The following is a 25,679-nucleotide window of genomic DNA, read 5'->3' as shown; positions in this document are numbered from 1 at the left end:
CCGACTGTCGGGCGCCCGCGCCGCTTTGCAGAATCAGGCATCGGAAACGCGGCGTGGGCCGCAACGATCGCGGGAGGCTGGGATGACAGCACGATGGGCGGCGCGGTTCGCGCCGGGCAGGCACCGTTCGACGGGCATCGACGTCGGGGCGGACGAGGTGAGGGTGGCCGTGCTGAGCCGGCGCGGCCGGGGCACGGATGTGCGGGTCGACGGGCTCGAGCGTGAGCCGGTGGGGCTGGCGGACGGGCCGGAGGATGCGCGCTGGGCCGCGGTCGCACGGGCGTTGGCGGCCGCCGTGGCGCGGCTGTCGGCGGCAGGCGTGCGCTGCGCCGCGCCTGGCGTGATGGCACTGCGCGACGACGGGATGCGCACGGCCACGCTCGACCGGGCCGGGCGCGAGGACGTCGCCCACGCCGCCCGGCAGGCGGCCGAACGCATCTCGGGGCTGGCGCCGGACAGTTTCGCGTTCGACTGGCGGCAGGAGGGCGGCGCGTGTTCGGGCGAGATTGCGGTCGCCGTGGCGCCGCAGGCATTGCTCGAGCGGCGGATCGACGTGGCCGCGCAGGCCGGCATCGACCTGACGGCCGTTGACGGCGAGTCGGCCGCCGCGCTGCGCGCATTGCGCCATGCCGCGCAGTTCGAGCTCGACGCGCACGGCCCATACGCCGCATTCTGGTTCAGCGACACGGGTGTGCGCGGTTGGCGGGTCGATGGCCCGGTCGCCGCACCTATGCTCGCGGTATCCGGCGACGTGCAGGCGGCGCTCCCCGACGCATTGCGCCAGTGCGTATTCGAGCCGGTGCGCTGCGTGCTCGTGGCCGGCGATGCGCGCTGCATCGCCCGCTGCGGTACGTCGGTTGCCGATATCGGCGATGCACTCGGCGTGGCGGCGGTGCCGTTCGACTGCACGGGATGGAGCGGGCTGCCGGGCGAGCCCGCCGGTGTGCCGGACGGTCCGGCATTTGCCGTCGCGGTCGGGCTGGCGCTGCGCGGGGTGTGGGAATGATGGCCGATACGGGGTTCGGGCGGACTATCGTCGGCCACGCCGCGCTCGGCGGCTTCAATCTGCTGCCGTACCGGGAGCGGCTGGCGCAGGCGTTGCGGCGTCGTCGTGTCACGCAGTGCGGGGCAGCGATCGCGCTCGGCGTATTCGGGGCCTGCGCCTGGACGGGCGCGCAGACAGTGTGGAGATGGCGCGTGGATGCCGAGCGTGCGCGTGTGGAGGCGCAACTGCGGCAATGGCAGCCACAGGTCACGGCCGTGCGGCGCGCCGCCGGCGCGGCCGCCGACCTCGCGCAACGCGATGCGCGGTCGGTCGTGCTTGCCGCGCCTTACCGGCGGGCCACCGGGCTGCTTGCGACGCTGGCGCAGGTGCGCGACGACACCGTCCGGCTCGACGCATTGCGCACGACTTCGTCCGGTGCCGTGCTCGACGCGCGCGCGACGAGTTACCGGGCGGCCGCGCGCTGGCTCGCGCGGATCGCGGCCGAGCAGCGCGATTGGCGATTCGATATCGGGATGCTGACACCGGCTTCGGCCACCCCGGTCACGGCGTCCGCCGCGCCGTTCCGGTTTTCCGTCCAGGTGCGCTGGCACGACGCGTCGCCGCACGGCGCAGCGGGAGGCGGTGCATGACGGCGATCGTGCATAGGTCCGTGCCGGGCGTTGCCGGGTCGCTCGGCCGCGTGACGCGGGTATCGCCGGCCACCGCGCACGCCGTCGGCTGCGTGGTGGCATTCGTATCCGTGCTGGTGGGCGGCATTCATCTGATGGATACCAGCGACTGGAGCGGGCTCGCGCGCAGTCGCGCGTTGCTGGCAACGGCCCAGATGCGGGCCGCCGACACCCAGCGGACGCTCGCCGCCGCGCAGCGGCGCGACCCGGACCCGGTCCCGGCTGCCGGGCGCAATGTCAGCTCGACGCGTGCGCCGGCGTGGCCCGCGCTGATGCTGGAGCTGGCCGACCTGGCCGGAGCGAGCGGACTGCGGATCGTGTCGATCGAACCGCAGCGCGCGGACGATGCGGCACCGGATGGCCGACGCACGGTGCGGATCGTTGCGGACGGCGGGTTTCCGGCGCTGCTGCGGCTGATGGGTGGGCTGGCGGGTTTGCCCGCGCTGGTGGTGCCGTCGGTCCTGCATATCGAGCGAAAACCGCCCACATCGCGGGTGGACATGACGATCGACGTGTTTCCGGCGCTGCCGGGAGCCCGTTTCCCGGGTGGCACGGTGCCCATGCTCGCCGGTGCGCCAGGTGACGATCCGTTCGGCGGCGCGGGTTCGCTCACGGTAGCCGACGATGCGGTGCCGCGTCTGGCCGGCACGATTCGCGACGCGCGCGCCGGGCTCGCGTTGTTCGACGCCGGTGACGGCGGGTTCGCGACCGTCGCGCGGGGCGAAGCGCTTGGGGCCGCGCGTGTGATGCGCGTCGATGCCGGTGCCGTGACGCTTGCGACGGCCGATGGCGCGCGCCGGTTCGTCGTGGACGACGGAGGTCGTCCATGACGAAATACGGATGGTGGGCGATCGCACTCCAGGTCGGATCATGCGTGGCCACGGCACACGCGGCGCTACCGCCTTTGCCTCCCTTGCCCCCTTTGCCGCCGGCCGGCTGGTCGATCACATCGATGCAGGCGCCCGTTGACGACACACCGCTGCCGCAGGGCGCGCTCGATGGCACGGACGGTGTGAACGGCGCCGCATCCGCACAGGGCGGCTCACGACCGTTCGATCAGGCCGCACATGCAGCGGTTCGGGCGGGCATAACCGCGCCGGTGCCGCTGCTGGAAGGGCCGCCGATCCCGTTGCCGCCGCCGACGCGCATGAGCGACGCCGCGGCGCGGCACCCCGGCGATGCGGACGACGCGCGGCGGATCTCGCTGAATCTGCAAGGCGCCGGGCTCGCGGCCGCGTTCGATGCGCTCGCGCGATTCACCGGGCTCAACATCATCGTCGGTGAACAGGTGCGCGGCACCGTGACGTTACGTCTGAACAATGTCCGCTGGCGCGATGCGTTCGATACGTTGCTCGACACGCACGGGCTGGCCATGTCGCGGCGCGGCAACGTAATCTGGGTCACGCCGGCGGCCGAAATCGCCGCGCGCGAGCGCGAGCGCTTCGAAACGCACGCCCGCGCGGCCGAGCTGGAGCCGCTCGCGAGCCGGACGTTCGCGCTGCATTACCCGCGTGCGCTGGACGTGCAGCGGCTGCTGGCCGGTGCGACCGGCCAGCGCCTGCTGTCGAAACGCGGTGCCGCGGCGGCCGATCCGCGCACGAACCTGCTGTTCGTCACCGATCTTGCGCCGCGCATCGCGCAGATCGCGGGCCTGATCGATGCGATCGACCGGCCGTCGCGACAGGTGCGGATCGAGGCGCGCATCGTCGAAGGCGAACAGGGCTTCTCGCGCAACCTCGGCGCTCGGGTCGCGTTGCGCGCGCAGGGACGGGCGCCCGCGGCCGACGGCGCGGCATCCGCGACCGACACGCGCAACGCGCTCGATCTCGCGGCGCGGCCGCTCGGCGGATTCGAGGCGGCGACGGCCGGCTTCACGTTGTTCGCCGCGCCGCTCAGCCGCGTGCTCGACGTCGAGCTGAGCGCGCTCGAGGCGCAGGGGCGGGGCCAGATCGTTTCCAGCCCGCGCGTGGTCACGGCCGACCGCGTGAAGGCGATCGTCGAGCAGGGCTCGGAGCTGCCGTACCAGGCCAAGGTCGGCAACGGCGTGAGCGGCGTGCAGTTCCGCCGCGCGACGCTGAAGCTCGAGGTCGAGCCGCAGATCACGCCCGACGGGCGCGTCGTGCTCGACCTCGACGTGACGAAGGACAGCATCGGCGAGCCGACCGCGGCCGGCCCGGCGATTCATACGAAACACGTCCAGACGCGCGTGGAGGTGGAAAACGGCGGGACGGTCGCGATCGGCGGGATTTACGAGCAGTTGAACCGGGATGATGTGACGCGGGTGCCGCTCTTGGGCAAAATACCGGTTCTGGGCGCGCTTTTCCGGCACCGCGCGCGGCGCGACCAGCGCAGCGAACTGGTCGTCTTCATCACGCCGACGGTCGTCGGCACGCATTGCGAGACGGCCGGCGCGGGCGACGCGGAGGCGGGAAAAAGGGGGCCGGAAGCCGGCGGCGCAGGCTCGACAAGGCAGCCGCTTTGCCAGTAAGCTGCGCCACACACCAGCAAGATTCAAGCAGAGGAAGCCGTTGCAAGCGCGGGACCCACACGCAAACGTATTTTTCGTCGGCCTTATGGGAGCGGGTAAGACCACCGTGGGCCGTGCGGTCGCGCGCCGGCTCGACAGGACGTTCTTCGACTCCGACCACGAAATCGAGGCCCGCACGGGTGCGCGCATTCCGGTGATCTTCGAGATGGAAGGCGAGGCCGGCTTTCGCGACCGCGAATCGCAGGTGATCGCCGATCTCACGCAGCGCGAGAACATCGTGCTCGCGACGGGCGGCGGCGCGGTGCTGCGCGCCGAAAACCGCGATTGCCTGAAAAGCAGCGGCATCGTCATCTATCTGCGCGCCAATCCGCACGATCTATGGCTGCGCACGCGCAAGGACAAGAACCGCCCGTTGTTGCAGACCGGCGACCCGAAGGCGCGTCTCGAAGCGCTCTACGAAGTGCGCGACCCGCTCTACCGCGAATGCGCGGACTTCATCATCGAGACCGGCCGTCCGTCGGTCAACGGCCTCGTCAACATGGTGCTGATGCAACTCGAACTGGCAGGCGTCATCGCCAAGCCGCTACAAGCATGATTACCGTCAACGTCGATCTGGGCGAGCGCGCCTACCCGATTCACATTGGTGCCGGCCTGATCGGCCGCACCGAACTGTTCGCCCCTCATATCACCGGTTCGTCGGTCACGATCGTCACGAACACGACGGTCGATCCGCTCTACGGCGACGCGCTGCGCGCGGCGCTCGCGCCGCTCGGCAAGCGCGTATCGACGGTCGTGCTGCCGGACGGCGAGGCCTACAAGAACTGGGAAACGCTGAACCTGATCTTCGACGGCCTGCTGACCGAGCGCGCCGACCGCAAGACGACGCTCGTCGCACTCGGCGGCGGCGTGATCGGCGACATGACCGGCTTCGCCGCCGCATGCTACATGCGCGGCGTGCCGTTCATCCAGGTACCGACGACGCTGCTGTCGCAGGTCGATTCGTCGGTCGGCGGCAAGACCGGCATCAACCATCCGCTCGGCAAGAACATGATCGGCGCGTTCTACCAGCCGCAAGCGGTGATCGCCGATATCGGCGCGCTGACCACGCTGCCCGATCGCGAGCTGGCGGCCGGCGTGGCCGAGGTCATCAAGACGGGCGCGATCGCCGATGCGGAATTCTTCGACTGGATCGAGGCGAACGTCGACGCGCTGAACCGCCGCGAGCCGGCCGCGCTCGCGCATGCCGTGAAGCGCTCGTGCGAGATCAAGGCGAGCGTGGTCGCGGCCGACGAACGCGAAGGCGGCCTGCGCGCGATCCTGAACTTCGGCCATACGTTCGGCCATGCGATCGAGGCCGGGCTCGGCTACGGCGAATGGCTGCACGGCGAAGCGGTCGGCTGCGGGATGGTGATGGCGGCCGACCTGTCAGTGCGGCTCGGCCTCTTCGACGAAGCGTCGCGGCAGCGGCTCGATGCCGTGATTGCCGCCGCGCACTTGCCGGTCCGCGGGCCGGCACTCGGCGATGCGCGCTACATGGACCTGATGCGTGTCGACAAGAAGGCCGAAGCCGGCGCGATCAAGTTCATCCTGCTGAAGCGATTCGGCGATACGCTGATCACCCAGGCGCCCGACGAAGCGGTGTTCGCTACACTGGCGCAGACGACCCGGTAACGGCGCCCCGGATGCCCCGGCGCCACTGACATGGAGGAGACGTGAGCGAGACATCCAGCAGCAAACTGCCCGAGGCCGGCCGCGCATCCGTCGCGACGCTGGTCGAGCCGCCGACGCTGGCGGCGCTGGAAGCCCATCTCGCTCCGTATGCCGCCCACGCGTCGCAGTCGCGCGGCCGCCGCCATCCGGAAAAGCCGCCGGCGGCGCGCACCGAATTCCAGCGCGACCGCGACCGCATCGTTCATTCGACTGCGTTTCGCCGGCTCGAATACAAGACGCAGGTCTTCGTCAATCACGAAGGCGACCTGTTCCGCACCCGCCTCACGCACAGCCTCGAAGTCGCGCAGATCGCGCGTTCGGTCGCGCGCAACCTGCGCCTGAACGAGGATCTCGTCGAAGCGATCTCGCTTGCGCACGATCTCGGCCATACGCCGTTCGGCCATGCCGGGCAGGACGCGCTGAATGCGTGCATGCGCGAGCACGGCGGCTTCGAGCACAACCTGCAGAGCCTGGCTGTCGTCGACGAGCTCGAGGAGCATTACGGCGCGTTCAACGGCCTGAACCTGTGCTTCGAGACGCGCGAAGGCATCCTCAAGCACTGCTCGCGCGAGAATGCGCGCAAGCTCGGCGCGCTCGGCGAACGTTTCCTGCAAGGGCGCCAGCCGTCGCTGGAGGCGCAACTCGCGAACATCGCGGACGAAATCGCATACAACAACCATGACGTCGACGACGGGCTGCGCTCAGGCCTGATCACGATCGGGCAGCTCGCCGAAGTCGAGCTCTGGCAGCGCCACTACGAGGCTGCGCTGGCGGAATTCCCGCATCTCGAAGGCCGCCGCCTCGTGCACGAGACGGTGCGCCGCATCATCAACACGCTGATCGTCGACCTGATCGACGAGACTACGCGCAATCTCATGCGCGTCGCGCCCGCGTCGCTCGACGACGTGCGCGCGGCGCCGCCGCTCGTCGCGCACAGCGAAGCGGTCGCCGCGCAGGCGGCCGCCCTCAAGCGTTTCCTGTTCAAGAACCTGTACCGCCACTACAAGGTGATGCGCATGGCCAACAAGGCGCAGCGTGTCGTCACCGGGCTGTTCGACGCGTTCATCGACGATCCGCGCCTGCTGCCGCCGCCGTACCAGTCGGACGACGAAGCGCAGCAGCCGCGCCTCGTCGCGCACTACATCGCCGGCATGACCGACCGCTTCGCGCTGAAGGAATATCAGCGCCTGTTCGTCGTCAACGACAACTGACTGTCACAAACGATCACTAGACTTCGCCGGTTCAATGGCGACGGGAATGTTGCACACGCTGTTGGTAACGTTTTCATAGGAGAGGTCGATGAAGAAGAAGCCTGCGGGGACCATGGTTCGTTCGATCGCGCTTGGCGGCGCGCTGATGTTCGGTGTGCAGCATGCGGCGTTCGCCGCGACGGAGATCCAGTTCTGGCATGCGATGGAGTCGGCGCTCGGCGAGCGCGTGAACGAGCTCGCCGCGCAGTTCAACGCATCACAAAGCGACTACAAGATCGTGCCGGTCTTCAAGGGCACCTACGACCAGGCACTCGCGGCGGGCATCGCCGCCTATCGCAGCGGCAACGCGCCCGCGATCCTCCAGGTCTATGAAGTCGGCACCGCGACGATGATGCAGGCGAAGAAGGCCGTCGTGCCAGTCTACGACGTGTTCAAGCAGGCCGGCGTGCCGCTCGACGAAAAGGCGTTCGTGCCGACCATCGCGAGCTACTACAGCGATGCGAAGACGGGCCATCTCGTGTCGATGCCGTTCAACAGCTCGACGCCGGTGCTGTACTACAACAAGGACGCGTTCAAGAAGGCCGGGCTCGATCCGAACCAGCCGCCGAAGACGTGGGCGGACGTGCAGGCCGATGCGGAGAAGCTGCGCAAGTCCGGGATGGCCTGCGGCTTCACGACCGGCTGGCAGGGCTGGATCCAGCTCGAGAACTACAGCGTGTGGCACGCGCTGCCGTTCGCGAGCCGCAACAACGGCTTCGACGGCACCGACGCGGTGCTCGAATTCAACAAGCCGCAGCAGATCGCCCACATCGCGTTCCTGCAGCAGATGCAGAAGGACGGCACGTTCACGTACGCGGGCCGCAAGGACGAAGCGTCGGCGAAGTTCTACAGCGGCGACTGCGGGATCCTGACGACGTCGTCGGGTGCGCTCGCGAACGTGCAGAAATTCGCGAAGTTCAGCTACGGCACGGGCATGATGCCGTACGACGCGAACGTGAAGGGCGCGCCGCAGAACGCGATCATCGGCGGCGCGAGCCTGTGGGTGCTGGCCGGCAAGGATCCGGCGACCTACAAGGGCGTCGCGAAATTCCTCGCGTTCCTGGCCTCGCCGCCGATCGCTGCGAAGTGGCACCAGGAAACGGGCTATCTGCCGGTCACGACGGCCGCGTACGACCTCACGCGCCAGCAGGGCTTCTATGCGAAGAACCCGAGCGCGGAAACCGCGATCAAGCAGATGATGAACAAGCCGCCGCTGCCCTACACGAAGGGGCTGCGTCTGGGCAACATGCCGCAGATCCGCACGGTCGTCGACGAAGAGCTGGAGCAGGTCTGGGGGCAGAAGAAGTCGCCGAAGGACGCGCTCGACTCGGCCGCCTCGCGCGGCGACGAGCTGCTGCGCCGCTTCGAGAAGTCGGGCGGCTGAGCCCGCATCGCGTCCGTGCCGCCGGCCGCCGCGTCGCGCACGCGCGCGGGCCGGCGGCGCGGTTCCCTTTCCGTTTCGCCTGACCGGATGCCCGCGATGCAATCCCGTTCCCGTTTCGGCGCGAGCCTGCTGCCGTACCTGCTGATCGCGCCGCAGCTCGCGATCACCGCCGTGTTCTTCCTGTGGCCGGCCGGCGTCGCGCTGTGGCAGTCGACGCAGATGCAGGATGCGTTCGGCACGTCGAGCGAATTCGTCGGCTTCGCGAACTTCACGCACCTGTTCGCCGATCCGCTGTACCGCGACTCGTTTCGCACGACACTGGTGTTCAGCTCGCTCGTCACGGTGAGCGGGCTCGTCGTGTCGCTGCTGCTCGCCGCGTGCGCCGATCGCGTGATCCGCGGCGCGCGCGTGTACCGCACGCTGCTGATCTGGCCGTACGCGGTCGCACCGACGATCGCCGCCGTACTGTGGGCGTTCCTGTTCAACCCGAGCATCGGCCTCGTCACCTATGCGCTCGCAAAGTGCGGCATTGTCTGGGATCACGCGCTGAACGGCGGCCAGGCGATGTTCCTCGTCGTGCTCGCGTCGGTGTGGAAGCAGGTGAGCTACAACTTCCTGTTCTTCTATGCGGGGCTGCAGGCGATTCCGCGCTCGCTGATCGAGGCGGCGGCGATCGACGGTGCCGGGCCGGTGCGGCGTTTCTTCAACATCGTGCTGCCGCTGCTGTCGCCGACGAGCTTCTTCCTGCTGGTCGTGAACCTCGTCTACGCGTTCTTCGACACGTTCCCGGTGATCGACGCGGCCACCGCGGGCGGCCCTGCGCAAAGCACCAAGACGCTGATCTACAAGATCTTCACGGAAGGCTTCCAGGGGCTCGACATCGGCAGTTCCGGCGCGCAGTCGGTCGTGCTGATGATCATCGTCGTCGGGCTCACGGTGATCCAGTTCCGCTTCGTCGAACGCAGGGTGCAATACGCATGATCGAAAATCGCAAGGGTTTCGACCTGTTCTGCCACGCGGTGCTGATCGCGGGCGTCGTGGCGATCGTGTTCCCCGTCTACGTCGCATTCTGCGCGGCGACGATGAACGCGCAGGAAGTGTTCACGATCCCGCTGTCGCTGGTGCCGAGCACGCACCTGCTGGAGAACATCGCGTACATCTGGGGGCACGGCAGCGGCGGCACGACCGCGCCGTTCGGCCGGTTGCTCGTCAACAGCTTCGTGATGGCGCTCGGGATCGCGGTCGGCAAGATCGCGGTGTCGATCCTGTCCGCGTACGCGATCGTCTATTTCCGCTTCCCGTTCCGCAACACGGCGTTCTGGCTGATCTTCATCACGCTGATGCTGCCGGTCGAGGTGCGGATTTTCCCGACCGTGCAGGTGGTGTCGACGCTGCACCTGACGAACGCCTACGCGGGGCTCACGCTGCCGCTGATCGCGTCGGCGACGGCGACGTTCCTGTTCCGCCAGTTCTTCATGACGCTGCCCGACGAGCTGATGGACGCCGCGCGCATCGACGGCGCGGGGCCGATGCGCTTCTTCTGGGACGTCGTGCTGCCGCTGTCGAAGACGAGCATCGCGGCGCTGTTCGTGATCACGTTCATCTACGGCTGGAACCAGTATCTGTGGCCGATCCTGATCACGACGGAGGCGTCGCTGTCGACGGCGGTGGTGGGCATCAAGACGATGATCGCGAGCGGCGACGCCGCGACCGAATGGCAATACGTGATGGCGGCGACGCTGCTGGCGATGATTCCGCCGCTCGTCGTCGTGCTGGCGATGCAGCGCTGGTTCGTGCGCGGCCTCGTCGATTCCGAGAAATGAACCACGGACGGTAACCGGGAGAAGGACCAAGTATGGCTGCGCTGAGCTTGAAGGGCGTCAGGAAATCCTACGACGGCAAGCAGCACGTGCTGCACGGCATCGACGTGGAGATCGCCGACGGCGAATTCATCGTGCTGGTCGGCCCGTCGGGCTGCGGCAAGTCGACGCTGCTGCGGATGATCGCGGGGCTCGAGACGGTGACGGACGGCGAGATCGCGATCGGCGACCGCGTGGTCAACGCGCTGGAGCCGAAGGATCGCGACATCGCGATGGTGTTCCAGAACTACGCGCTCTATCCGCACATGACGGTCGCGCAGAACATGGGCTACGGGCTGAAGATCCGCGGCATCGAGCGCGCGACGATCGACTCGCGGGTGGCCGCGGCCGCGAAGATCCTCGAACTCGAGCCGCTGCTCGCGCGGCGCCCGCGCGAACTGTCGGGCGGCCAGCGGCAGCGCGTCGCGATGGGGCGTGCGATCGTGCGCGAGCCGTCGGTGTTCCTGTTCGACGAGCCGCTGTCGAACCTCGATGCGAAGCTGCGCGTGCAGATGCGGCTCGAGATCCAGCGGCTGCATGCGCGGCTCGCGACGACGAGCGTGTACGTGACGCACGACCAGATCGAGGCGATGACGCTCGCGCAGCGCGTGATCGTGATGAACCGCGGCTATGCGGAGCAGATCGGCGCGCCGGTCGACGTGTACGAGAAGCCGGCGACGGTGTTCGTCGCGGGCTTCATCGGCTCGCCGGCGATGAACCTGATGCATGGCCGGCTGTCCGAGGATGGCGCGACGTTTGCGGTCGCGGGCGGCGGTCCGGCGCTGCCGGTCGCCGGCGCGCCCGGCATCGGCACCACGATCGCCACCGGGCGCGACTGGGTGCTCGGCGTGCGCCCGGAGCACATGACGCCGCAGCCGGGCGTCGCGCAGGCATCGCTGCCGGTCGATTCGTGCGAGTTGCTCGGCGCGGACAACCTCGCGCACGGCCGCTGGGGCAACCACGACGTCGCGGTACGCCTGCCGCACGCGGTTCGTCCCGCACGCGGCACGGCGCTGGGCGCCGCGGTGCCCGCACACCGGCTGCATTTCTTCGATCCCGAGACCGGCAAGCGTGCCGGCTGAACCTGCTGCACTTGCCGAGAGACCGACGATGACCCTTCGCACCGACTGGCCCTATCCGCGCGTCGTCGCTCATCGCGGCGGCGGCACGCTCGCACCGGAGAACACGCTTGCCGCGCTCGACGAGGGCGCGCGTCGCGGTCACCGGATGGTCGAGTTCGACGCGAAGCTGTCCGCCGACGACGTGACGTTCCTGCTGCACGACGATACCGTCGACCGCACGTCGAACGGCAGTGGGCCGGCGGCGGGCATGCATTATGCGGCGTTGGCCGCGCTCGACGCCGGCGCGTGGTTCGACGCGCGCTTCGCGGGCGAGCGGATGCCGACGCTCGAGGCGGCGGCGGCCCGCTGCATCGCGCACGGGCTGGCGGCGAATGTCGAGATCAAGCCGTGCCCGGGGCGCGAGCGCGAAACCGGGCAGCGCGTGGCGGCCGACGCGGCTGCGTACTGGCGCGATGCCGCGGTGCCGCCGCTGCTGTCGTCGTTTTCGTTCGATGCGTTGCAGCAGGCGCGCGCGACCGTGCCGGCGCTGCCGCGCGGGATGCTCTACGAAGCCGTGCCGGACGACTGGCATGCGCAGGTCGTCGGGGCGCTCGGCTGCGTTTCGTTGCATGCAGACCACAAACGGCTCGACGAACCGCTCGTGCGCGCGATCAAGGCGGCCGGACTGCGCATCCTGGTTTACACGGTGAACGACCTCGAACGGGCGCGCGAACTTGCCCGCTGGGGCGTCGACGCGGTCTGCACGGACCGGATCGACCTGATCGGCCCGACGGCACTCGACGACATCGTGTAGCGCCGCGACCCCGCGCAAAATCCTGCACGGGAACATGCCCTGACGCGAAAAAACGACGCCCCGACGGGATTCCCGCCGGGGCGTTTTGCATCGTGGAGACGTTACGTGGGGAAAAATCCGCTACAAATTGCAGCAGGATTAACCATTCCCCAAATATTCGACTACGCTTAGAAGCGGTAGCCGACGTTCAGGTACGTGACGATCGGGTTCAGCGAGATCTTTGCTTTCGATGTTTCGGTCAGGGTGCCGACCGGCGTGCGGCGGGCCGTCGTGAAGGTGGCGGTCACGCTGACCGGGATGTACGAGATCGACAGGCCCCCGAACCAGTGTTTCGTGAAGTTGTACGTGAAGCCGGCGTTGAGCACGGGCGCCCACTGGTTGCTGGTCGTGGCGCTGGTCGGGCCGCCGAGTACGCCGTTCTCGAAGCTGCTGTTCGTGATCTTTGCGCCGGTGAACCAGACATACGTCGCGCCGACGCCGAGATAGGGACGGAACTTCGCGTTGGCGTCGTTGAAGTGGTAGCGAAGCAACAGGGCGGGGCTCCACTGGTACGCACGGCCGAGTACGCCGAAGTTTTCGAACCGACCCTTGCCGGTGATGTCGAACTTCGGCGGTACCCCCATCACGAGCTCGGTGGAGATGTGGTCGGTAACGAAGTAGCCCGCGGCGAGCCCGAGTGTATCGGCGTCGTTGATGCCGGCGCCCGTGTTGGGAATCGATTGGTTGATGGGCGTCCCGCCGACGCGGTAGACGAACAGCGGGTCGCTGCTGTCCTGCGGTGAGAGGTGCAGCCAGCCGGTGCTGACGTAGAAGTCACCTGCGGATTGTGCGTGTGCCGTGCCGCCCGCAAATGCGAATGCGAGTGCTGCGGCCCCCGTAATGGCCAGTTTTCGTTTCATTGTGTCTCCTCCGATCAAAGGCGTGCTCATTATGACGACTGCGTTTAAAACCAAACAAGCTCGCAAGTTAGAGCTTTCTCCCTAGGATTCGCACGACCGTACGCTTCCGCGCCCCGTAGGGACAGGCATTCTACGCAGGTGCGCAATTTCGGACCTTCGGGTATTTCCTAACGCGTTCAAACGGACATTCAGCATGGCACGGTTAGCACGACTCTACGTTCCCGACCAGCCGCAGCACGTGATACTGCGCGGCCTGGATCAGCAACCCGCGTTCGTCGACGACCAGGACTACGAACTCTTCATCGATTGTCTGAAGGCCGCGGCACGCGATCACCATCTTTCGGTGCATGCCTATGTGCTGCTCCCACGTCAGGTGCAGCTCCTCGTGACGCCGAGCGACGAGGCGAGCCTGCCGAAGGCGATGCAGGCGGTCGGCCGCCGCTACGTCGCGCATTTCAACCGCCGCTATTCACGTCGCGGCACCCTGTGGGAAGGCCGCTATCGGGCGACCGTGATCGAAGGCGAGCGCTATTTCCTGCTCGCGAGCCGGGTGGTCGAGATGAGCCCGGTGCGTGCGCAGCTGGTCGCGACGCCCGACGCCTATCGCTGGTCGAGTTACCGGCACCACGTCGGACTGACCGTCGACAGCCTGATCACCGACCATCCGCTCTACTGGGCGCTCGGCAACACGCCGTTCGACCGGCAGCGTGCGTACAAGGAGTTGTGCGAACAGCCGCTCGACGAGCGGCAGGCCGATCAGCTCCAGCAAGCGACGCTGAAGGGTTGGGTGCTCGGCGGCGAGAATTACCGCGAGTGGGCGGCCCGCACCGCGAATCGTCGCGTGTCGCCGCTGCCGCGCGGACGCCCCAGAAAGGTGCGTGAAAACACGCCGCCCATCCAGCAGTAAGGCGGGAGAGGCGGATCACGAGGCGGCGCTGCGGGCGCCGCTTCTTTTTGCACCAAAACGATACGACCCCAATAAATTGGCACCAGATCAGCGCACCTCTTTAATTAGGGTTCGATCAAACGGTTTTTGTTGCTATTCCTTTGATTCGTCGCGTATATTCCGAATTCCGGTGGCCCGGGTGAAGCTCGCCCAACCACTGTCGGCCGTGCCGTCTCCCGTCGGGAGCGGGATCGACGGCAACAAAAAAATGGTTCAACGGCCCTCGAGGCCCCCTTTACGACGGTGTCCCCATGAACGACCACCAGAAGCCGCTCGCCGCGGTGCCCGCCGCACAAGGTCTGTACGACCCGCAAAACGAACACGACGCCTGCGGCGTCGGCTTCGTCGCTCACATCAAGGGCAAGAAGAGCCACGAGATCATTCAGCAGGGTCTGAAGATCCTCGAGAACCTCGATCACCGCGGCGCAGTCGGTGCCGATCCGCTGATGGGCGACGGCGCCGGCATCCTGATCCAGATTCCGGACGCGTTCTATCGCGAGGAAATGTCGAAGCAGGGCGTGACGCTGCCGCCGGCCGGCGAATATGGGGTCGGGATGATCTTCCTGCCGAAGGAAAACGCGTCGCGTCTCGCGTGCGAGCAGGAGCTCGAGCGGACGGTGCGGGCAGAGGGGCAGGTCGTGCTCGGCTGGCGCGACGTGCCGGTCGACCATTCGATGCCGATCTCGCCGACGGTAAAGGCGAGCGAGCCGCTGATCCGCCAGATCTTCATCGGCCGCGGCAAGGACATCATGGTGACGGACGCGCTCGAGCGGAAGCTGTACGTGATCCGCAAGACCGCGAGCCACCGCATCCAGGCGCTGAAGCTCAAGCACGGCAAGGAATACTTCGTGCCGTCGATGTCGGCGCGCACGGTCGTCTACAAGGGGCTGCTGCTGGCAGGCCAGGTCGGCGTGTATTACCGCGACCTGCAGGACGCGCGCGTCGTGTCGGCGCTCGCGCTCGTGCACCAGCGCTTCTCGACCAACACGTTCCCGGCATGGGAACTCGCTCACCCGTACCGGATGATCGCGCACAACGGCGAGATCAACACCGTGAAGGGCAACGTGAACTGGCTGAACGCGCGTACCGGCGCGATCGCGTCGCACGTGCTCGCCGACGATCTGCCGAAGCTGTGGCCGCTGATCTACCCGGGCCAGTCGGACACCGCGTCGTTCGACAACTGTCTCGAACTGCTGGTGATGGCCGGCTACCCGCTCGTGCACGCGGTGATGATGATGATCCCGGAAGCGTGGGAACAGCACACGCTGATGGACGACAACCGCCGCGCGTTCTACGAATACCACGCCGCGATGATGGAGCCGTGGGACGGCCCCGCCGCGATCGCGTTCACCGACGGCCGCCAGATCGGCGCGACGCTCGACCGTAACGGCCTGCGCCCGGCGCGCTACATCGTCACGGACGACGACCTCGTCATCATGGCGTCGGAAGCCGGCACGCTGCCGATCCCCGAATCGAAGATCGTCAAGAAGTGGCGCCTGCAGCCGGGCAAGATGTTCCTGATCGACATGGAACACGGCCGCATCATCGACGACAAGGAACTCAAGGACAACCTCGCGAACGCGAAGCCGTACAAGAGCTGGATCGACGCCGTGCGCATCAAGCTCGACGAGATCGAGCCGAAGGCCGAGGACGTCGCGGCCGGCCGCACGCAGGGCGCAGCGCTGCTCGACCGCCAGCAGGCGTTCGGCTATACGCAGGAAGACCTGAAGTTCCTGATGGCGCCGATGGCGCAGCAGGGTGAGGAGGCCGTCGGTTCGATGGGCAACGACTCGCCGCTCGCGGTGATGTCGAACAAGAACAAGACGCTCTATCACTACTTCAAGCAGCTGTTCGCGCAGGTCACGAACCCGCCGATCGACCCGATCCGCGAAAACATGGTCATGTCGCTCGTGTCGTTCATCGGCCCGAAGCCGAACCTGCTCGACACGAACAACATCAACCCGCCGATGCGTCTCGAAGTGTCGCAGCCGGTGCTCGACTTCAAGGACATCGCGAAGATCCGCGCGATCGACCAGTACACGGGCGGCAAGTTCAGCGCATACGAACTGAATATCTGCTACCCGGTCGCATGGGGCAAGGAAGGCATCGAGGCACGCCTCGCGTCGCTGTGCGCGGAAGCCGTCGACGCGGTCAAGTCGGGCTACAACATGCTGATCGTGTCGGACCGCAAGACGGACGCCGAACACGTCGCGATTCCGGCGCTGCTTGCCACGTCGGCGATCCACACGCACCTCGTCCAGCAAGGGCTGCGCACGAGCACGGGCCTCGTCGTCGAGACGGGCTCGGCACGTGAGACGCACCATTTCGCGCTGCTCGCGGGCTACGGCGCGGAAGCCGTGCACCCGTACCTCGCGATGGAAACGCTCGCGAAGATGGCGGAAGGCCTGCCGGGCGACCTGTCGCCGGAGAAGGCCGTCTACAACTTCACGAAGGCGGTCGGCAAGGGTCTGCAGAAGGTGATGTCGAAGATGGGCATCTCGACGTACATGTCGTACACGGGCGCGCAGATCTTCGAAGCGCTCGGCCTGTCGAGCGACCTCGTCGAGAAGTACTTCAAGGGCACGGCCTCGAAGGTCGGCGGCATCGGCTTGTTCGAAGTCGCGGAAGAAGCGATCCGCCTGCATCGCGATGCGTTCGGCGACAACCCGGTCCTGCGCGACATGCTCGACGCGGGCGGCGAGTACGCGTACCGCGTGCGCGGCGAAGACCACATGTGGACGCCGGACTCGATCGCGAAGCTCCAGCACGCGACGCGCAGCAACTCGTACCAGACGTACAAGGAATACGCGCACCTGATCAACGACCAGACCAAGCGTCACATGACGTTCCGCGGCCTGTTCGAGTTCAAGGTCGAGCCGACCAAGGCGATCCCGATCGACGACGTCGAGCCGGCGAAGGACATCGTCAAGCGCTTTGCGACGGGCGCGATGTCGCTCGGTTCGATCAGCACCGAAGCGCACGCGACGCTCGCGATCGCGATGAACCGGATCGGCGGCAAGTCGAACACCGGCGAAGGCGGCGAGGACGAGAAGCGTTATCGCAACGAGCTGCGCGGCATTCCGATCAAGTCGGGCGAGACGCTGAAGTCGGTGATCGGCGACGAGATCGTCAGCGACATTCCGCTGAAGGATGGCGATTCGCTGCGCTCGAAGATCAAGCAGGTCGCGTCGGGCCGCTTCGGCGTCACCGCCGAGTACCTCGCGTCGGCCGATCAGATCCAGATCAAGATGGCGCAGGGTGCGAAGCCGGGCGAAGGCGGCCAGCTGCCGGGCCACAAGGTGTCGGAATACATCGGCAAGCTGCGCTACTCGGTGCCGGGCGTCGGCCTGATCTCGCCGCCGCCGCACCACGACATCTACTCGATCGAGGATCTGGCACAGCTGATCCACGACCTGAAGAACGTGAACCCGAGCTCGAGCATCTCGGTGAAGCTCGTGTCGGAAGTCGGCGTCGGCACGGTTGCGGCCGGTGTCGCGAAGGCGAAGGCCGATCACGTCGTGATCGCGGGCCACGACGGCGGCACGGGCGCATCGCCGCTGTCGTCGGTCAAGCATGCGGGCACGCCGTGGGAACTCGGTCTGGCCGAAACGCAGCAGACGCTGGTGCTGAACCGCCTGCGCGGCCGGATCCGCGTGCAGGCCGACGGCCAGATGAAGACGGGCCGCGACGTCGTGATCGGCGCGCTGCTCGGCGCCGACGAATTCGGCTTCGCGACGGCACCGCTCGTCGTCGAAGGCTGCATCATGATGCGCAAGTGCCACCTGAACACGTGCCCGGTCGGCGTCGCGACGCAGGATCCGGTGCTGCGTGCGAAGTTCAAGGGCCAGCCCGAGCACGTCGTGAACTATTTCTTCTTCGTCGCTGAAGAAGTGCGCGAGATCATGGCCCAGCTCGGCGTCGCGAAGTTCGATGACCTGATCGGCCGCGCCGACCTGCTCGATACGCGCAAGGGCATCGAGCACTGGAAGGCGAAGGGCCTCGACTTCTCGCGCGTGTTCTACCAGCCGGAGGAGTGCGAGGACGTCGCGCCGCGTCACGTCGACGTGCAGGATCACGGCCTCGAGCGCGCGCTCGACCACGTGCTGATCGAGAAGGCGAAGGCCGCGATCGAGAACGGCGAGCATGTGTCGTTCATCCAGCCGGTGCGCAACGTGAACCGTACCGTCGGCGCGATGCTGTCGGGCGTGATCGCGAAGAAGCACGGCCACGATGGCCTGGCCGACGACGCGGTGCACATCCAGCTCAAGGGCACGGCCGGCCAGAGCTTCGGCGCGTTCCTCGCGAAGGGCGTGACGCTTGACCTCGTCGGCGACGGCAACGACTACGTCGGCAAGGGCCTGTCGGGCGGCCGGATCATCATCCGTCCGACCAACGACTTCCGCGGCAAGTCCGAGGAAAACATCATCTGCGGCAACACGGTGATGTACGGCGCGATCGAAGGCGAGGCGTTCTTCCGCGGCGTCGCGGGCGAGCGTTTCTGCGTGCGCAACTCGGGTGCGACGGCGGTCGTCGAAGGCACGGGCGACCACGGTTGCGAATACATGACGGGCGGCACGGTCGTCGTGCTCGGCGAAACCGGGCGCAACTTCGCGGCCGGCATGTCGGGCGGTCTCGCGTACATCTACGATCCGGAAGGCACGTTCGCGGCGAAGTGCAACAAGTCGATGGTCGCACTCGATCCGGTGCTGCAGCAGGCCGAGCAGGAGCGTACGGTCGACCGCGCGCTCTGGCATGCAGGCATGACGGACGAAGCGCTGCTCAAGGGGCTCGTCGAGCGTCATTTCCAGTTCACGGGTTCGCCGCGCGCGAAGTCGCTGCTGGAAAACTGGGACGCGGCGCGCCGCCAGTTCGTGAAGGTGTTCCCGCACGAATACAAGCGCGCGCTGGGCGAGATCGGTGCGAAGAAGGCGGCGAAGGAAGTGCTGGCCGCCTGAGCGACGAACGACATAGCGAATGCCGCGCGCGCATGATTGCCGCGCGCGGCTCCCCCACCCGATACACCGAACAGAAGAGCACCTTATGGGCAAGGCAACCGGTTTTCTGGAATTTGAACGCCGCCACGAGGCGTACGAAGCACCGCTCACGCGCGTGAAGCACTACAAGGAATTCGTCGCGGCACTGACCGACGCGGACGCGAAGGTCCAGGGCGCGCGCTGCATGGATTGCGGCATCCCGTTCTGCAACAACGGCTGCCCGGTCAACAACATCATCCCGGACTTCAACGATCTCGTTTACCGCCAGGACTGGCAGCAGGCGATCGAAGTCCTGCATTCGACCAACAACTTCCCCGAGTTCACGGGCCGCATCTGCCCGGCGCCGTGCGAGGCAGCGTGCACGCTCGGGATCAACGACGATCCGGTCGGCATCAAGTCGATCGAGCACGCGATCATCGACAAGGCCTGGGCGGAAGGCTGGGTGAAGCCGCTGCCGCCCGAGCACAAGACCGGCAAGACGGTCGCGGTCGTCGGTTCGGGCCCCGCGGGCCTCGCCGTCGCGCAGCAGCTCGCGCGTGCGGGCCACGACGTGACGGTGTTCGAGAAGAACGATCGCATCGGCGGCCTGCTGCGTTACGGGATCCCCGACTTCAAGCTCGAGAAGTGGCTGATCGATCGCCGCATGCGCCAGATGGAAGCGGAAGGCGTGACGTTCCGCACCAGCGTGTTCATCGGCAAGGATCCGCTGCCCGAGTCGATCGGCAGCCTCGCGAAGGAAACCATTTCGCCGGAGCAGCTGAAGGAAGAATTCGACGCGGTCGTGATCGCGGGCGGTTCGGAAACGCCGCGCGACCTGCCGGTGCCGGGCCGCGAGCTCGCCGGCGTTCATTTCGCGATGGACTTCCTGCCGCAGCAGAACCGCGTGAACGCGGGCGACAAGCTCGTCGACCAGCTGCTCGCGAAGGGCAAGCACGTGATCGTGATCGGCGGCGGCGATACGGGTTCGGACTGCGTCGGCACGTCGAACCGTCACGGCGCGAAGCAGGTCACGCAGTTCGAGCTGCTGCCGCAGCCGCCGGAAGAGGAAAACAAGCCGCTCGTGTGGCCGTACTGGCCGATCAAGCTGCGCACGTCGTCGTCGCACGAAGAAGGCTGCGAGCGTGACTGGGCGGTCGCGACGAAGCGTCTCGAAGGCAAGAACGGCAAGGTCGAGAAGCTGATCGGGGTGCGCGTCGAGTGGAAGGACGGCAAGATGCAGGAAGTGCCGGGCTCCGAGTTCGAGATGAAGGCCGACCTGGTGCTGCTCGCGATGGGCTTCACGCAGCCGGCAGCCACCGTGCTCGAGGCGTTCGGCGTCGCGAAGGATGCGCGCGGCAACGCGCGTGCGGCAACCGAAGGCGATCGCTCGTACTACACGTCGGTCGACAAGGTGTTCGCGGCAGGCGACATGCGCCGCGGTCAGTCGCTCGTCGTCTGGGCGATCCGCGAAGGCCGCCAGTGCGCGCGCTCGGTCGACGCGTATCTGATGGGGCACTCGAACCTGCCGCGATAAGCGCGGTTCGCGGGCCACTGTCGTATCAACCGGGCGTCCGAAAGGGCGCCCGGTTTTTTTATGGTCGGCGCCCGCGGGTGCCGCTGGCGTCGGCCTCCGGTGCCGGCCGCGCGAGTTCGCGGCGGCCTCCAACCCTCGTCATCTCCCCGAAGCGTCGCCTAACCTGATCACATCGGACGTTGATTTTCCGCGGTTCTTCTTCCTTTCATTTTGTAATAATCCTTGGGAACTGTCATATGATGTCGCCCCCTCCGGCCGCGTTCGCATGGCAGCCGAATATGACTTACCCCATTTACAAGGATTCTGGATGGAAGCATTCGTGCAAGGGCTGATCGATGCCGTCAACGGTGTGTTGTGGAACTACGTGCTGATTGCGCTGCTGCTCGGCGTGGGCGCGTGGTTCACGCTGCGGTTCCGGATGATCCAGCTGAAGGCGCTGTTCCTCAGCATGAAGCTGGTCGGCAGCAAGGGCGAGCCGGGCAGCATCTCGTCGTTCCAGGCGTTCGCGACCGGGCTCGCCAGCCGCGTCGGCACCGGCAACATCGCCGGCGTCGCGGTCGCGCTGACGGTCGGCGGGCCGGGCGCGATCTTCTGGATGTGGATGACGGCGCTCGTCGGCATGTCGTCCGCGTTCGTCGAAGCGACGCTCGCGCAGATCTTCAAGGTGTCGCATCCGGACGGCAGCTATCGCGGCGGCCCCGCGTACTACATCCAGACGGGCCTGCGCTCGCGCGGCTTCGGCGTGCTGTTCTCGCTGTCGCTGATCCTCGCGTTCGGCTTCGTGTTCAACGCGGTGCAGGCCAATGCGATCGCCGATGCATTTCACACGTCGTTCGGCTGGCGCCGCGAGACGGTCGGCCTCGGCCTCGTGTTGCTCACCGCGCCGCTCATCTTCGGCGGCATTCGCCGCATCGCGTCGGTCGCGCAGGTGATCGTGCCCGTGATGGCGATCGGCTACCTCGCGCTGGCCGTCTACGCGGTCGCGACGCACGCCGCGCTGGTGCCGGGCGTGATCGCGCTGATCGTGAAGAGTGCGTTAGGGCTCGAGCAGGCGGCGGGCGGCCTGACCGGCTATGCGGTCAGCCAGGCAGTCGCGATGGGCGTGAAACGCGGGCTGTTCTCGAACGAAGCTGGCATGGGTAGCGCGCCGAACGCGGCCGCGACCGCGAGCGTGCGGCATCCGGTCGTGCAGGGGCTGATCCAGATGCTCGGCGTGTTCGTCGACACGATCGTGATCTGCAGCGCGACCGCGTTCGTGATCCTGCTGTCGGGCCAGTACGAACTCGGCACCGGCATGGAAGGCGCGGCGCTCACGCAGCGCGCGATCGCGAGCCACGTCGGCGGTTGGGGCGGCATCTACATGGCCGTCGCGATCTTCTTTTTCGCGTACTCGTCGGTGATCGGCAACTACGCCTATGCGGAAGGCAACGTCGAGTTCATCACGAAGCGGCGCGGCGTGCTGCCAGTGTTCCGCGTCGCGGTGCTGGGAATGGTGATGTTCGGCAGCGTCGGGCAACTGCCGCTGGTGTGGGCGATGGCCGATACGAGCATGGGGCTGATGGCGATCATCAACCTCGTCGCGATTCTCGTGCTCGGCAAGTATGCGCATGCCGCGTGGCGCGACTATCGCCACCAGCGCGCGCAGGGCATTGCCGAGCCGGTGTTCACGCGCAACACGATTCCGGAGCTCGCACGCGTGCTGCCGGCCGACGTGTGGGGCGAGCACGGCCCGCTGCCGCTGCGTCCGGCTTCGGCCGATGCGGGGGGCGAAGCTATGAACGACGCGGTGGCCGAAGCCCGCGTCGCGGTGCGCGAGTCATGAACGGCGACCGGCTCCGTGCGTTCGTCGCGCTGATGCCCGATACGGCATCGCGCGACGCGCTGCACGCGCTGCCGGTCACCCGCGGCGCACGGCGCACGCTGCCCGCGCAACTGCACGTGACGCTTGCGTTCATCGGCGCGATCGAACGTGCACGGTGCGACGCGCTGGCCGAACGGCTGCCGGCGCTCGCAAGCGCGCATGCGCTGCCGTTGCAGCGGGTCGAGCGGATCGCGTGGTGGCCGAGCCTGCCGCGCGCGAGGCTGATCGTCGCGGAACTCGCCGCCGATCCCGCCTGTACGGCGCTGAATGCCGATTTGTCCGCGCTGTTGCGCGACCTGGACGTGCCGGCCGACCGCCGGCCGTTCCGGCCGCATGTGACGCTCGCGCGGCTGCCGCGCGATGCTGACGGACAGCCCGCGCACGGCGGCGCGACCGGCCGGCCGGTCGCGGTGCGCTTCGTCGCGCTGACGCTGTTCGAAAGCCGGCTGTCGCACGACGGTGTGTCGCATGTGCCGATCGTGTCGGTGCCGATCGGGCGGGCGTAGCGGGAAGGGGGCAGGACGAACGAGAGAAGGCCGGCGCGGCGCGCGCCGGCCTCTTGCTTTTGCGGTTACGCGGCGACCTTGTCGTTGTCGGTCACGCGCTCGACGTTGATCATGCCGACGTGGAACGCGGCCAGCGACTCGCGGTGGGCGATGCTGACGATCGCCGCCTTCGGCAGCCGTTCGGCGAACAGGTGATAGAGCCGCGCTTCGTTGTCCGCGTCGAGCGCGCTCGTCGCTTCGTCGAGGAACAGGAAGTCCGGCTTGTGCAACAGCACGCGCGCGCCGGCGAGACGCTGCTGTTCGCCGGGCGACAGCACGCGCGTCCAGTGGCCGGTCTCGTCGAGGCGCCCGACGTAGTCTTCGAGGCGGCACGCGCGCAGCGCGTCGCGGCACGCGTCGTCGGTGAACGCATCGGGCGCGGCCGGATAGGTGAGCGCGGCCTTCAGCGTGCCGATCGGCAAGTAGCTCGTCTGCGGCACGAACATCATCCGCGCGCCGACCGGCGCGTCGATCGCGCCGTCGCCGAACGGCCACAGGCCCGCGAGCGCGCGCATGAACGTGCTCTTGCCGGAACCCGACTTGCCGATCACGAGCCAGCGCGAGCCGGGTTCGATCGTCAGGTTGCCGATGTTCGCGAGCGCGGTGCCGTTCGGCAGCGCGAGCTTCAGCGACGACGTCGACAGCTTCGCGGCATCGACGTAGTGCAGGTTGATGCCGCCGTGCTCGGTTGCCGGCGACAGGCTTTCCTTCAGGTGCGACGTCCCCATCACGCGCTTGAATTCACGCAGACGGTTGACGGTTGCGCGCCATTCGACGAGGGTCGAGTAACTGTTGATGAACCACGAGAACGAATCGCTGACGGTGCCGAACGCGGACGAGATCTGCATCAGCACGCCGAACGAGAACGCGCCCGCGAAATAGCGCGGCGCGGCGACGACAAGCGGGAAGATGATCGCGATCTGCCCGTAGAAGCTCAGCACGAACGTGAGGCGCTTCGTGTACTTCATCACGCGCCACCAGTTGTCGCGAATGCGCATGAACAGGCTCTGCGCGTTGCGGGTCTCGGTTTTCTCGCCGTCGTAGAAGGCGATCTGCTCGGCGTTCTCGCGCACGCGGATCAGCCCGAAGCGGAAATCGGCCTCGACGCGCTGCTGCTGGTAGTTGATCGACACGAGCGGGTGGCCGACCTTCTGGATGATCAGCGAGCCGACCACCGCGTACAGCGCGGCCGCCCACACCATGTAGCCGGGGATCGTGATCGGCGTCGCGCCGAGCGAGAGCGTCAGCGCGCCGGCGAGCGACCACAGGATCGTAATGAACGACACGAGCGTGACGACCGTCGACAGAAGGTCGAGCGACAGCGCGAGCGTCGTCGTCGCGAACGACTGGAGGTCGTCGGTGATCCGCTGGTCGGGGTTGTCGGCGAGGCGGTCGCGTTCGATCCGGTAGAACGCGCGATCACCGAGCCACTGGCCGAGAAACCGGTCGGTGAGCCACTGGCGCCAGCGGAACCCGAGCATCTGCCGCAGGTAGCGGCCGTACACCGCGAGGATGATGAAGCCGAATGCGAGTGCCGAGAACTGCATCAGCAGGTTCGGGAAGTCGTGGACGTCCTTCGACTGCAGGGCGTTGTAGAACTGCGCGTTCCACTTGTTCAGCTTGACGTTGATCCAGACGACGCAGAGATTGATCACGATGATCGTGACGAGCAGCCCCCACGCGGTTTTCCATTCGGACGACACCCAGTAGGGCTTGATGAGGCTCCATGCGGATACCGGGCGCTCGTCCTGCGGCGCGTCGGAGGCGGAGCGGACGGGATCGATCGATTGGGTCATGTGCTTCCTGATGAGTAGCCGGCGCGCGGGCCGGGCGAAGCCGGGCGCGCGCCGCGATAAGGCATGCCGGGGCGCGGCGCCGACTGACGGCGGGCGCACGGATGGTCGCCCGCGCGTCTTAAACGGCGCTTAAGGGCCGGCGGTGACGCGGCAACCGGCCGCTCGCGCGGCCGGCCTGCGGGCATTGTGCCAGAGCGGCGCAGCGCGACGGCGAATTTGCCGCAAGGGGGACAGTTTGCGGCGCTTTCCGCTTTTATGGTCTAATGGCCGACGACGAAACAGGGGTGCTTCGAGCGCGGCCGACGGGTCATTCCGGGCGACGCGGCGAGGCTGAGAAAGACCCTTCGCACCCGATCCGGGTAATACCGGCGAGGGAAGTTTCTGATCCCGCCGGGCCGCGCTGGCCGCCATCCCACATGGTCAGCGCCCGAGTCCCGCCCGGCCGGCCTTTGCTGCCGGTTTCGTCCTTTTGGGTACGCGCGTTTGCGCGTTACGGAAGGAATGATGACCGCTCAATCTTCAGTCTTTTGCGCTGTTCCCGATCCGCTGTCGCATGCGTTGGCACGGGACGGCGCGCGCGCGTCGACGTCCGTCGCACGGGCCCGCGCGGTTCGCGGGGAGGGCGCGCGATGAACGTCCACGTTTCCCGGCCGGATTTCGCGGTGCTCGGCGGCGGCCTCGTCGGCCGTCTGATCGCCTGGCGGCTCGCGGGCGACGGGCATCGCGTCGCGCTGTACGAGCGCGGCGGCCCGGACGGCGAGCAGTCGGCCGCATGGATCGCGGCCGCGGTGCCCGCGCCCCCCCCCGAGGCGGCGAGATCGGGAGAGGCGCGTGTAGGGGACGAGGCGCCCCGCACGTGTAGATCTCGCTCGGAGCGTGCGCCTC

20 protein-coding genes and 1 riboswitch are annotated in these 25,679 nt (G+C 67.4%); of the genes, 18 read left to right on the top strand and 2 right to left on the bottom strand.

Going from position 1 to position 25,679, the window contains the following annotated elements; translation table 11 throughout:
- Window positions 1-82: 82 nt before the first annotated feature.
- From F3J14_RS07430 to ugpQ, 12 genes are all read left to right on the top strand, one after another.
- Window positions 83-1,006, top strand: a complete 924-nt coding sequence (locus F3J14_RS07430; RefSeq protein WP_166722461.1) for a competence protein ComA — start codon at window positions 83-85, stop codon at window positions 1,004-1,006.
- A complete protein-coding gene (locus tag F3J14_RS07425; RefSeq protein WP_166722460.1) occupies window positions 1,003-1,635 on the top strand; it encodes a fimbrial protein in 633 nt (210 codons plus the stop codon). The genes F3J14_RS07430 and F3J14_RS07425 overlap by 4 nt, the downstream gene beginning before the upstream one ends.
- Complete coding sequence (locus F3J14_RS07420; RefSeq protein ID WP_166722459.1) at window positions 1,632-2,504, top strand: pilus assembly protein; 873 nt, start codon at window positions 1,632-1,634, stop codon at window positions 2,502-2,504. The genes F3J14_RS07425 and F3J14_RS07420 overlap by 4 nt, the downstream gene beginning before the upstream one ends.
- Entirely contained in the window at window positions 2,501-4,162 is a 1,662-nt protein-coding gene (gene pilQ / locus F3J14_RS07415; RefSeq protein ID WP_166722458.1) for a type IV pilus secretin PilQ, read from the top strand. The genes F3J14_RS07420 and pilQ overlap by 4 nt, the downstream gene beginning before the upstream one ends.
- Window positions 4,163-4,202: 40 nt before the next feature.
- Window positions 4,203-4,757: a shikimate kinase gene (locus tag F3J14_RS07410; protein WP_126228774.1), complete on the top strand. Its 555-nt coding sequence runs from the start codon at window positions 4,203-4,205 to the stop codon at window positions 4,755-4,757.
- Window positions 4,754-5,833 (top strand): 3-dehydroquinate synthase, encoded by a 1,080-nt coding sequence (gene aroB, locus F3J14_RS07405; RefSeq protein WP_166722457.1) that lies wholly within the window; start codon window positions 4,754-4,756, stop codon window positions 5,831-5,833. The genes F3J14_RS07410 and aroB overlap by 4 nt, the downstream gene beginning before the upstream one ends.
- A gap of 65 nt (window positions 5,834-5,898) precedes the next feature.
- The gene (locus tag F3J14_RS07400) at window positions 5,899-7,083 is read left to right on the top strand and encodes a deoxyguanosinetriphosphate triphosphohydrolase (RefSeq protein WP_168736146.1); all 1,185 of its coding nucleotides are present in this window, start codon (window positions 5,899-5,901) and stop codon (window positions 7,081-7,083) included.
- Window positions 7,084-7,171: 88 nt separating this feature from the next.
- Complete coding sequence (gene ugpB / locus F3J14_RS07395) at window positions 7,172-8,506, top strand: sn-glycerol-3-phosphate ABC transporter substrate-binding protein UgpB (protein WP_166722455.1); 1,335 nt, start codon at window positions 7,172-7,174, stop codon at window positions 8,504-8,506.
- Between the two features lie 96 nt (window positions 8,507-8,602).
- A complete protein-coding gene (gene ugpA / locus F3J14_RS07390; RefSeq protein ID WP_166722454.1) occupies window positions 8,603-9,487 on the top strand; it encodes a sn-glycerol-3-phosphate ABC transporter permease UgpA in 885 nt (294 codons plus the stop codon).
- Window positions 9,484-10,329 (top strand): sn-glycerol-3-phosphate ABC transporter permease UgpE, encoded by an 846-nt coding sequence (gene ugpE / locus F3J14_RS07385; RefSeq protein WP_166722453.1) that lies wholly within the window; start codon window positions 9,484-9,486, stop codon window positions 10,327-10,329. The genes ugpA and ugpE overlap by 4 nt, the downstream gene beginning before the upstream one ends.
- A gap of 32 nt (window positions 10,330-10,361) precedes the next feature.
- Complete coding sequence (locus F3J14_RS07380; RefSeq protein WP_166722452.1) at window positions 10,362-11,447, top strand: sn-glycerol-3-phosphate import ATP-binding protein UgpC; 1,086 nt, start codon at window positions 10,362-10,364, stop codon at window positions 11,445-11,447.
- Window positions 11,448-11,475: 28 nt separating this feature from the next.
- Window positions 11,476-12,240 (top strand): glycerophosphodiester phosphodiesterase, encoded by a 765-nt coding sequence (ugpQ, locus tag F3J14_RS07375; RefSeq protein WP_166722451.1) that lies wholly within the window; start codon window positions 11,476-11,478, stop codon window positions 12,238-12,240.
- A gap of 167 nt (window positions 12,241-12,407) precedes the next feature.
- Here the strand turns inward: ugpQ and F3J14_RS07370 are convergent, their stop codons facing one another.
- A complete protein-coding gene (locus F3J14_RS07370) occupies window positions 12,408-13,139 on the bottom strand; it encodes an OmpW family outer membrane protein (protein WP_166722450.1) in 732 nt (243 codons plus the stop codon).
- A 193-nt stretch (window positions 13,140-13,332) separates the two neighbouring features.
- Between F3J14_RS07370 and F3J14_RS07365 the strand changes: the two genes are divergently transcribed.
- The 5 genes from F3J14_RS07365 to thpR all read left to right on the top strand — a co-directional run bounded on the left by F3J14_RS07365 (window position 13,333) and on the right by thpR (window position 22,959).
- On the top strand, window positions 13,333-14,046 hold the full coding sequence (locus F3J14_RS07365) for a transposase (protein WP_006752972.1): 714 nt from the start codon (window positions 13,333-13,335) through the stop codon (window positions 14,044-14,046).
- A gap of 290 nt (window positions 14,047-14,336) precedes the next feature.
- Window positions 14,337-19,040, top strand: coding sequence for a glutamate synthase-related protein (locus tag F3J14_RS07360; protein WP_166722449.1), 4,704 nt, complete (start codon window positions 14,337-14,339; stop codon window positions 19,038-19,040).
- Between the two features lie 85 nt (window positions 19,041-19,125).
- Window positions 19,126-20,592, top strand: a complete 1,467-nt coding sequence (locus tag F3J14_RS07355) for a glutamate synthase subunit beta (RefSeq protein ID WP_166722448.1) — start codon at window positions 19,126-19,128, stop codon at window positions 20,590-20,592.
- A 307-nt stretch (window positions 20,593-20,899) separates the two neighbouring features.
- A complete protein-coding gene (locus tag F3J14_RS07350; protein WP_166722447.1) occupies window positions 20,900-22,414 on the top strand; it encodes an alanine/glycine:cation symporter family protein in 1,515 nt (504 codons plus the stop codon).
- Entirely contained in the window at window positions 22,411-22,959 is a 549-nt protein-coding gene (gene thpR, locus F3J14_RS07345; RefSeq protein WP_166722446.1) for an RNA 2',3'-cyclic phosphodiesterase, read from the top strand. The genes F3J14_RS07350 and thpR overlap by 4 nt, the downstream gene beginning before the upstream one ends.
- Before the next feature lie 65 nt (window positions 22,960-23,024).
- On the opposite strand, the gene F3J14_RS07340 is transcribed toward thpR, so the two are convergent.
- Entirely contained in the window at window positions 23,025-24,794 is a 1,770-nt protein-coding gene (locus F3J14_RS07340) for an ABC transporter ATP-binding protein/permease (RefSeq protein WP_166722445.1), read from the bottom strand.
- A 270-nt stretch (window positions 24,795-25,064) separates the two neighbouring features.
- A riboswitch (TPP riboswitch) is annotated at window positions 25,065-25,188 on the top strand.
- Between the two features lie 235 nt (window positions 25,189-25,423).
- On the opposite strand from F3J14_RS07340, the gene F3J14_RS07335 reads away from it, so the two are divergent.
- On the top strand, window positions 25,424-25,679 hold a 256-nt coding region (locus tag F3J14_RS07335; RefSeq protein WP_247682159.1), incomplete at its 3' end, for an FAD-dependent oxidoreductase.

The sequence above is a fragment of the Burkholderia sp. Tr-862 genome, assembly GCF_011753085.1.
Taxonomy (GTDB): Bacteria; Pseudomonadota; Gammaproteobacteria; order Burkholderiales; family Burkholderiaceae; genus Burkholderia; species Burkholderia ambifaria.
This window is presented reverse-complemented; position numbering and strand designations above follow the sequence as displayed.

What these genes read in the sequence shown, in the direction of transcription:
- F3J14_RS07430 (WP_166722461.1), top strand. Translation starts at nt 83, where the DNA reads ATGACAGCACGATGGGCGGCGCGGTTCGCGCCGGGCAGGCACCGTTCG.
- F3J14_RS07425 (WP_166722460.1), top strand. Translation starts at nt 1,003, where the DNA reads ATGATGGCCGATACGGGGTTCGGGCGGACTATCGTCGGCCACGCCGCG.
- F3J14_RS07420 (WP_166722459.1), top strand. Translation starts at nt 1,632, where the DNA reads ATGACGGCGATCGTGCATAGGTCCGTGCCGGGCGTTGCCGGGTCGCTC.
- pilQ (WP_166722458.1), top strand. Translation starts at nt 2,501, where the DNA reads ATGACGAAATACGGATGGTGGGCGATCGCACTCCAGGTCGGATCATGC.
- aroB (WP_166722457.1), top strand. Translation starts at nt 4,754, where the DNA reads ATGATTACCGTCAACGTCGATCTGGGCGAGCGCGCCTACCCGATTCAC.
- ugpB (WP_166722455.1), top strand. Translation starts at nt 7,172, where the DNA reads ATGAAGAAGAAGCCTGCGGGGACCATGGTTCGTTCGATCGCGCTTGGC.
- ugpA (WP_166722454.1), top strand. Translation starts at nt 8,603, where the DNA reads ATGCAATCCCGTTCCCGTTTCGGCGCGAGCCTGCTGCCGTACCTGCTG.
- ugpE (WP_166722453.1), top strand. Translation starts at nt 9,484, where the DNA reads ATGATCGAAAATCGCAAGGGTTTCGACCTGTTCTGCCACGCGGTGCTG.
- F3J14_RS07380 (WP_166722452.1), top strand. Translation starts at nt 10,362, where the DNA reads ATGGCTGCGCTGAGCTTGAAGGGCGTCAGGAAATCCTACGACGGCAAG.
- ugpQ (WP_166722451.1), top strand. Translation starts at nt 11,476, where the DNA reads ATGACCCTTCGCACCGACTGGCCCTATCCGCGCGTCGTCGCTCATCGC.
- F3J14_RS07370 (WP_166722450.1), bottom strand. Translation starts at nt 13,139, where the DNA reads ATGAAACGAAAACTGGCCATTACGGGGGCCGCAGCACTCGCATTCGCA.
- F3J14_RS07365 (WP_006752972.1), top strand. Translation starts at nt 13,333, where the DNA reads ATGGCACGGTTAGCACGACTCTACGTTCCCGACCAGCCGCAGCACGTG.
- F3J14_RS07360 (WP_166722449.1), top strand. Translation starts at nt 14,337, where the DNA reads ATGAACGACCACCAGAAGCCGCTCGCCGCGGTGCCCGCCGCACAAGGT.
- F3J14_RS07355 (WP_166722448.1), top strand. Translation starts at nt 19,126, where the DNA reads ATGGGCAAGGCAACCGGTTTTCTGGAATTTGAACGCCGCCACGAGGCG.
- F3J14_RS07350 (WP_166722447.1), top strand. Translation starts at nt 20,900, where the DNA reads ATGGAAGCATTCGTGCAAGGGCTGATCGATGCCGTCAACGGTGTGTTG.
- thpR (WP_166722446.1), top strand. Translation starts at nt 22,411, where the DNA reads ATGAACGGCGACCGGCTCCGTGCGTTCGTCGCGCTGATGCCCGATACG.
- F3J14_RS07340 (WP_166722445.1), bottom strand. Translation starts at nt 24,794, where the DNA reads ATGACCCAATCGATCGATCCCGTCCGCTCCGCCTCCGACGCGCCGCAG.